Source organism: thiotrophic endosymbiont of Bathymodiolus puteoserpentis (Logatchev), assembly GCF_900127505.1.
Taxonomy (GTDB): Bacteria; Pseudomonadota; Gammaproteobacteria; order PS1; family Pseudothioglobaceae; genus Thiodubiliella.
The window spans coordinates 308754-317428 of sequence record NZ_UEXF01000019.1 but is presented as its reverse complement, the minus strand read 5'-3'; the positions used below and the strand labels follow the sequence as shown (position 1 = coordinate 317428).

Genomic DNA, 8675 nt, shown 5'->3' with positions numbered 1-8675 from the left:
GCCAGTCATGATAAAAATATTCACGACTCAAAAACCTTAAATGTTGCCATAAGCCATGCTAATAGCAACAGAAACAAACCCATCAAACAAGCGGTATGCGACCGAGGCTATGTTGGTGCAAAGGTAGTGCTCGGTGCAAACATCATTTTGCCTAAAAAAGCCCTTAAGCGAGACAATCGTTATCAACAAGACAAAAAGCGCAAACTGTGTAAAAGACGCGCAGCGATTGAGCCGATTATCGGACATCTTAAATCAGATTTTAGACTCTCTAGAAACCTACTCAAAGGGCAAGTTGGTGATGAGATTAATGTTTTAATGGCTGCCTGTGCTTGGAATTTGAGAAAATGGCTGGTGATAGCCACTATTTTTTTGTTTTGGCAAAAACTGGGCTTATTTTTTGTAAAATACCTAAGGTTTTTTGTGGTGCTGGATAAAAAGCAGTTTTGTTGATTTGGATGGTTGGAAAAATGGGTGGTTTTGGTTTGTTTGGAGTGAGTTTTTAAGGGGCGACTATTTACCTTGGCATACTGAGTTATATTTTTTGGAAAAAAGACCAATCTAAGGTACTTGCTCAAACAACCCTATTTAGTATTGTTGGGCTGGGCTTTATCGGTTATTTTTTGGCGTCTTTATTGGATTTAAAAGGTCTTGAAACTATTTCTGCTGGGTTGGAGAGATTGACTTTGTTTACCTATCCTATTTTTATTGCGATTTTAGGTGCAATTTACATTACCCCAAAACCCCTGACAACTTTTTAAAATTTCTTATATAGAACATCTTAAGAGACCTTCTTCTTTTCCTGATTCAATTTTATACTTTCTTGATACACATCCATTGGTTTTTTATATTTCAATGTTTCATGGAATCTTTGATGATTGTAAAACTCAATATAATCATCCATATCAGTGATTAAATCACTGATGGATTGATATTCATTTAAATAAATTCTTTCGCATTTTGCGCTCCTCCAGAAACGCTCAATACAGATATTATCTGTAGCCCTACCTTTACCATCCATAGATATTGTAATACCTAAATCTTTTAATCGTTTAGTGTGTATCTCACTGGTATATTGACTACCTTGATCAGTGTTAAATATCTCTGGGTGTGGGTGTGGGTGTGGGTGTGGGTGTGGGTGTAGGTGTTTCTCTAAAGCGTCATTAAGTACACCCATTACCAATTGAGAATCCATGGTATTGGATATCCTGTGTGATAGAACAGCTTTTGAATGCCAATCAATAATAGCTGCCATATAGACCATACCCCCTGCAATCTTGACATAGGTAATGTCGGTGCTCCATACATGGTTAGAATGACTGATATTAAGCCCTCGTAGCTTGTAACTGTATTTCTTGTGTGCTTTGATTGGTATAGTTGTATTAACTTGTTTAACTGCTAATACTGCCTTTAAACCTAATTCTTGCCGATAGCGTGCTACGGTGTGTAAACTCACCTTGTAGCCGTCTTCAAGTAATTGTTGATGGATTTTTTTCTCACCATAGATGGGTATTTTTTCAAACACCTTGGTGATGTGGTTTTTGATAGATTGTTTGGTGTTATTTACTTTTGGCTTGTAATAAATCCCACTTCTGTTAACACCTAACAATTGACATTGATGATTAACTGACAAAGAATATGAGGCGTGCAATAGGGAAGGCTTGAGATCAACTAACTGTTTGCGGTTAGATGAGCCCAAGCTTTTTAGCTTTTTTGCTAACCACTCCTTCTCTACGGTTACCTTGCCTACTAGTGTAGTTAAACGCTCATTTCGCATCTGTGCTTTGATAAGTTCGTCTTTGTATTCTTTGACTGCCTTGGATGGCTCCATGGCAATCTCTGCGTTAGCAAGGAAAGTCTTCTTCCAATTTTGTAGATTCTGAGGCAAAATATTATGCTTGCTGGCAATCTGCACTATGGCGCTTTCATTTTGTAGTAATTCAAGTACTAATTTAGTCTTGAATGCTGAGGTATATTTTGTTCGTTTTTTACTCATTTTTTTACTCCGATTTTTTTTGTTTAGTTTAACTCGTTCGAAATAAGAAAGTTTAAATTGTTGTCTGAAATTGTTGGGGTTTTATACTATTGAAGTTTCTAAAGAAGCAAGTGAAAATGCAATTAACACTATTCCAAGTTTTTTAACTAAGATTGATAGAATCAAAGAATCTGATGCGGTTAAAACCAGAAACTTTGGTTTAACAGTGATGAGCGGTTTTAAGATTAATCGGCGCAATTTTATGTCTATGTTTATAGGTACAGATGGTAGTAAATTTCATGGCGAAAAAATGCTACATTTAATTAATGGTGTAAAAATGGACATGGCAGTGATTAACGAAGTTGTTAAAAAAGGAGATACTGAGATTTGGCGCATTACCAACGGCGCACACACCACACACCCATTTCATATTCACGATATCCAATTTCAAATACTTGACCGTGAACAAGGTGATGGTTCTGATGCTACACCTCCATCAGAAAATGAACGGGGTTGGAAAGACACAGTGTTGCTACTACCTGAAGAAACGGTTAGGGTGATTGCTAAATTTGACCACTATGCTGATACTCAATACCCGTATATGTATCATTGCCACATCTTAGAACATGAAGATGAAGGTATGATGGGGCAATTTTTAGTGGTAGAACCAAAGGATTATGATAGGGTAATTTCTGATATAGATAATCACAAAAGAATCCCATTACAATCTTTTTGCAAAGTTAGCTAACACAGTATTTCTATAAATTTTTTAATAGGTAAGCGTTTACGAATAGAACCCTAAAGAGCATAAATTAATTGGCACATATCATCGTTTTCTTATATAATAGATGATAATCATTATCATTTTTATTTATAAATGCTGAAAGTCAACGATTTATCTATTCAATATAACAAGCAAACAGTCTTGCAAGAATTTAGTCTTGAGTTAGCAGATGGTGAGATTTTTGCGATGTTGGGTGATAGCGGTAGTGGAAAAAGTTCGGCGTTGCGTTTTATTGCTGGACTTGACAACGCACTCAATGGTAGCGTCATACTGAATGGTAAGCAACTTTCAAATAAGGGAGAACATCAAGAACCGCCTGAGACGCGAGGGGTGGGGATGGTGTTCCAAGATTATGCGTTATTTCCACATATGAGCGTTGAGAATAATATTGCTTTTGGCATTAGCCGTCAATCTAAACATGAGCAGCAAGTGCGTGTTGAGGTGTTGTTGTCTTTGGTTGGTTTGACTGGTACTGAAAGGAAGTATCCGCATCAACTTTCAGGTGGCGAACAACAACGGGTTGCTTTGGCACGAGCTTTGGCACCTAAGCCTAAGTTGTTGTTGTTGGATGAGGCGTTTTCGAGTTTGGATAAAAGTCATCGGGATGTTTTGGCTAAACAGGTGAGAAAAATTTTTAAAAAAACCAACACAACCGCTATTTTAGTAACGCATGATGAAACAGAAGCGTATAGCTTTGCTGATAAAGTGGGCGTTATTCAAAACAAACAGTTGGTCATTAATTAACAGCAGGACTTTATCAATTATAAAAAATATCAAGGGGTAAATATGAATAGTAAAAAAGTTGTTTCAAGTGTTATTGTGGTTGCAGTATTAGGATTTTCTAGTTTTTCAGCTGTGCAATCAGCGAGTGATTCTGTTACGGTGTATAGTTCTAGAAAAGCCCATTTAATTAAACCGTTATTTGACGCATTTACCAAAGATACTGGTATTAAGGTTGAATATTTAACAGGAAAAGGTAGTGCGCTGATTGAGCGTTTAAAGTTAGAAGGTGAAAACACCAAAGCCGATATGTTTGTAACAGTGGATGCAGGTAATCTTTGGTATGCAGGCTCGCAGGGTTTGTTTCAAAAAGTTAAAACAAAAATATTGGAAAATAATATCCCCACACATTTAAGAGACCCTGATGGATTGTGGACAGGGTTATCAGTGCGCGCTAGAACGATTGTTTATAACACTGAACGAGTCAATCCAAGGGATTTATCCACTTATGCAGATTTAGCATTAAAAAAATGGGGCCGCCGCCTATGCTTAAGAACCAGTAAAAAAATCTATACCAAGTCTTTGGTGGCATCGCTAATTTATCATCATGGCAAAGAAAAAACAGGCAATATTATTACTGGCTGGGTGGATAATTTAGCAGCAACGCCTAACGCCAAAGATTCGCATGTAATGAATGCAATTTTATCGGGTCAGTGCGATGTTGGCTTGGTCAATACCTATTATTACGGGCGTTTAATGGACAAAAAGCCTAATATACCATTGAAATTATTCTGGGCTAATCAAAACACTACAGGTGTGCATGTTAATGTATCAGGTGCTGGTGTGACTAAATATGCTAAAAATGCAAAGTCAGCAATTAAATTATTAGAGTGGTTATCTGGTGCTAAGGCGCAAATTATTTATGGTTCGCTTAACAAGGAATATCCAGCCAATCAAGGCGTTGCATCGGACAGTGTCGTATCTGCGTGGGGTGCATTTAAGCAAGATAAAATGAATTTATCACAAGCAGGTATTTTACAATCTGAAGCGGTTAAGTTAATGCAGATAAAAGGCTATAGATAATCTTAAGTACTTTGGGAAAAAACTGCTTTAAATCTAAAATTTGGATTAGTGTTCTTGCCTTGTTAGTGGCGATGCCAATTTTTGTGGTGCTACTGTCTTGGTTGTTGCCTGAACATGAGTTGTGGGCACATTTTTCACAACATTTACTACCAAATTTGATCACTTCTACCGCTATTTTATTGATAGGCGTTGGTGTTGGTGTAACTTTGCTTGGCACAGTATTGGCATATCTAGTGGTGATGGTTGAATTTCCAGGTAGAAAGTGGCTAGAGTGGGCGTTGTTTCTGCCTTTCGCTATTCCTGCTTATGTTTTGGCTTTCGTATATTTAGGGGTGTTTGATTATTCGGGTTATGTACAGGTGTGGATGCGTGAAGTGTTAGGCTTATCAGGTTTTGATATTCGTTCAGGCTCTTGGGCAGTTATTTTGACCTTTATATTGGCGTTTTATCCTTATGTTTATATGATGGCACGCGCATCATTTAAGCGTCAAAAGATTAATATGATTGAAGTAGGAAGGCTGCTTGGCGCAGGTCCGATCAAAGTATTTTTTAAAATTTCTTTACCTTTGGCGCGTCCAGCTGCTGTTGCGGGTTTACTGGTAACACTAATGGAAACCTTGGCTGATTTTGGGGTAGTTGGGTTATTTAATTATGATACCTTTACCACTGCGATTTATTCTGCATGGGGTGATTATCGTTCGATTGAAGTGGCAGCACAATTAGCATCATTGTTGGTATTGTTAGCATTTTTCTTAATTTATTTTGAAAAAAAAGCGCGCGGAGAAGCCAAATATTACTCCGTCGATGTATCTAACAAAAAACCTTACCAAGCCAGTGGTGCTGTTGGCTGGTTAATCAGTTTATTTGTATTGGGTGTGTTTATGCTGTCATTTGCATTACCCATGTTGCAGCTTGTTGTGTGGGGTTGGGAGAGTGTTGCCCAAGAGTGGAGTGTAAAGTATTTTGATTTGATTGCTTCAACATCAATATTGACTATTTCTGCTGCGTTGATTACTGTTGTTATCGCTACAATATTAGCGCTTCCTAGTCATTGCAAACAAAGTGGTATTTGGTTAAAGAGTGTGATTCGATTGGCAACCTTGGGTTATGCATTACCAGGCTCAGTAATGGCAGTAGGGTTACTTTATGGTGTCAATCAAGTTTCCCAGATTAATATCTATCTTGGTGGCGAGTCGATTAATTATCTTATTTTTGGCTCAATTGCTTTGCTGTTATTTGCTTATGTGTCACGCTTCATGGCGATTGCTTATAGTTCAATTGAGGCCTCTACTCAGCAAATAAAACCTGTATTTATACAAAGTGCACGCTTGCTGGGTGTATCACGCTTACGCCTTATTTGGCAAGTGTATTTACCCATGATGATCCCCGGTATTTTGGCAGGTGGACTATTGGTAGCAGTGGATGTTATGAAAGAGTTACCAGCAACTTATCTATTGCGCCCATTTGGCTGGGACACACTTGCCATTCAAGTCTATGAATTAAGTAGTGAAGGGCTGTTTGAGCGTGCCAGTGTACCAGCATTAATAATGGTATTGTTTGGCTCGATATTAATGTTAATCTTTCAAGTATTAGATAAAAAAACTTCATTTGGTTATTGGATTTCGCATCGTAAAAAAACAAACAAGGGCAAGATATAAATATGGAACTATTATCAAATCAAAAAACCGGATGCCTATGTGAAATAAACAGTATTGAGTTGCCACATCCAAAGAAAATTAAGCTTTTAGGTTTGGGTATAAAGTCTGGATTAAGCGTATCTGTGTTAAGAAATCGTGGTGGCGATATGGTTTTGGCTTTTGGTAATGCACGAGTCAGCGTAGGAAGAACCATAGCACATTTAATCAAGGTAACAATATTATGACATTCGAAAAAATTGCATTAATTGGTAATCCAAATTCTGGGAAAACAACATTTTTTAATTTATTAACAGGTGCAAAACAACGCACTGGCAATTGGCCAGGTGTTACTATTGATCGTAAAGAAGGTGAATTTAGTCTAGCAAATAAATCTTATAAAATTGTTGATTTACCAGGTGTTTATTCAATTAAGGATAAAGAGTCGTCGCTTGATGAGCAAATTGCTAGAGATTTTGTGCTCAATAATTCTGAATATTTATATTTTAATATTGTTGATGGTTCAACCTTAGAGCGTGGGCTGTATTTAACAACGCAACTCAGAGAGCTAGGGGTTAATGTTATTGTATTTCTTAATATGATGGATATTGTGCATAAGCGCAATATGAAAATTGATATTGATGCATTAAAGCAATCTATGGGTTGTGAAGTTATCCCAATTTCACTCAAAGAAACACTTGATTTTTCAGAATTATCTCAGGCGATACAAGATTTTAATCCTGTCATAAAATTAGTGGTTGATTATCCAAATGATGAGATTGAAGTAGCACAAGGTGCTGGTAACAAAGCTCAAGTTGAATTGTTAGAAGCAGAAAGTCAATTTAATTATGCCAATAAGATTGCCAATCAAGTCATTCAGCATAGCACTAATTTCAAAAAAACCATTTCAGATAAGGTTGATAAGTTAATATTAGGAAGCTTTACTGGCGTGCCGATATTCCTAGTGATTATGTATTTATTGTTCTTGGTAAGTATTAATTTTGGCGGTGCCTTAATTGACTTTTTCGATATTGCTGTGGGTGTTATCTTTGTTGATGGTATGGCTAATTTATTAAAGAGTATTGGGGTGTCTGAGTTTTTGGTAGTTATTATTGCCAATGGTGTTGGTGGCGGTATTCAAGTAGTGGCAACTTTTATTCCAATTATTGCAGCACTTTACCTATTTTTAACGCTACTAGAGGAAGTGGGTTATATGACAAGAGCTGCTTTTGTGATGGACAAGTTTATGCGAAGAATTGGTTTATCAGGTAAAGCATTTATTCCGCTTATCGTTGGCTTTGGTTGTAATGTGCCCGGTATTATGGCGGCACGAACGCTTGATACACATAGAGAGCGTATCACCACTGTGTTGATGGCACCTTTTATGTCATGTGGTGCTAGACTTGCTGTGTACGCTTTATTTGCAGCTGCATTTTTCCCAGTCGGCGGTCAAAATATTGTATTTGCTTTGTATGTGATAGGCGTCTTATTTGCGATTTTGACAGGCTTAATCTTAAAACGCGCATTTAAAAGCGACAATACTAGTGATTTCTTGATGGAATTACCGAATTATCAATTACCCTCTTTTAGAAACCTAATCATTAATACTTGGAACAAGTTGAAGGCTTTTGTGCTAGGCGCAGGTAAGATTATTGTACTGGTAGTGATGATTATTAATGTGGTGAATAGTATTGGCGTTGATGGTAGTTTTGGCAATCAAGATTCTAAAAATTCATTGTTAAGTAAAGCAGCACAAACAATAACACCTGTATTTAGACCCATGGGTATTGAAGATGATAACTGGCCAGCAACAGTGGGTATTATCACAGGTATTCTTGCTAAAGAAGTGGTTGTTGGCACATTGGATTCATTGTATTCTAGTATTGATGCAGAGGAGGGATCCGATGAGAGAAAAGTATATGAATATAGTTTAAAAGATGGGTTATTGCAGGCATTGGCAACTATTCCTGCTAATTTTGATGATGCACTACAAAATTTATCAGACCCATTAGGATTGGGTGTACTGGATGATACGCATTCACAAATATCAGCCGCACGCTCGCAAGAAGTATCTACAGAGACATTTGGTGCAATGGTATCTCGTTTTGATGGCAAGATTGGTGCATTTGCTTATTTACTTTTCATTTTGTTGTATTTCCCCTGTGTTGCTGCATTTGGTGCTATGATGCGTGAAATTGGGAAAATTTGGGCATTGATTGGCGCCTTGTGGGCGACAGGTTTGGCATATTTTTCAGCAACTGTTTTCTATCAAGTTGGCACTTTTACTCAGCACCCTCTCTATTCATTGCTATGGATTGGTGTGTCATTCGGTATTTTGACAGCCTCAGTAATGATGTTGATGTATACAGGCAGAAAAGCCAGTAGCAATGTTATTCCAATCATTACCGAATCCACTTGTCGACATTGTAAATAATAATTTTTTTACAAACGCCTTAAATAAGTAAAATATCCTTGATTACTG

General features: G+C 37.2%; 8 protein-coding genes. 7 read left to right on the top strand and 1 reads right to left on the bottom strand.

What is annotated here, in order from left to right; translation table 11 throughout:
- A partial coding sequence (locus BHECKSOX2_RS03440) for a transposase (protein ID WP_139682054.1) occupies positions 1 to 450 on the top strand: 450 nt, incomplete at its 5' end.
- A gap of 328 nt (positions 451 to 778) precedes the next feature.
- Here BHECKSOX2_RS03440 and BHECKSOX2_RS03430 read toward each other — a convergent pair.
- A complete protein-coding gene (locus BHECKSOX2_RS03430; protein WP_139682457.1) occupies positions 779 to 1993 on the bottom strand; it encodes an IS3 family transposase in 1215 nt (404 codons plus the stop codon).
- A gap of 73 nt (positions 1994 to 2066) precedes the next feature.
- On the opposite strand from BHECKSOX2_RS03430, the gene BHECKSOX2_RS03425 reads away from it, so the two are divergent.
- From BHECKSOX2_RS03425 to feoB, 6 genes are all read left to right on the top strand, one after another.
- Positions 2067 to 2720, top strand: coding sequence for a multicopper oxidase domain-containing protein (locus BHECKSOX2_RS03425; protein WP_245391294.1), 654 nt, complete (start codon positions 2067 to 2069; stop codon positions 2718 to 2720).
- A 129-nt stretch (positions 2721 to 2849) separates the two neighbouring features.
- The gene (locus BHECKSOX2_RS03420) at positions 2850 to 3500 is read left to right on the top strand and encodes an ABC transporter ATP-binding protein (protein WP_139682455.1); all 651 of its coding nucleotides are present in this window, start codon (positions 2850 to 2852) and stop codon (positions 3498 to 3500) included.
- Positions 3501 to 3542: 42 nt separating this feature from the next.
- Positions 3543 to 4559, top strand: a complete 1017-nt coding sequence (locus BHECKSOX2_RS03415; protein ID WP_139682454.1) for an extracellular solute-binding protein — start codon at positions 3543 to 3545, stop codon at positions 4557 to 4559.
- Between the two features lie 71 nt (positions 4560 to 4630).
- Positions 4631 to 6217, top strand: a complete 1587-nt coding sequence (locus tag BHECKSOX2_RS03410) for an ABC transporter permease (protein WP_139682453.1) — start codon at positions 4631 to 4633, stop codon at positions 6215 to 6217.
- A 2-nt stretch (positions 6218 to 6219) separates the two neighbouring features.
- Complete coding sequence (locus tag BHECKSOX2_RS03405; RefSeq protein WP_090717093.1) at positions 6220 to 6441, top strand: FeoA family protein; 222 nt, start codon at positions 6220 to 6222, stop codon at positions 6439 to 6441.
- Complete coding sequence (gene feoB / locus BHECKSOX2_RS03400) at positions 6438 to 8627, top strand: ferrous iron transport protein B (protein WP_139682452.1); 2190 nt, start codon at positions 6438 to 6440, stop codon at positions 8625 to 8627. Before BHECKSOX2_RS03405 ends, feoB begins: the two co-directional genes overlap by 4 nt.
- The last annotated feature ends 48 nt before the right edge of the window (positions 8628 to 8675 follow it).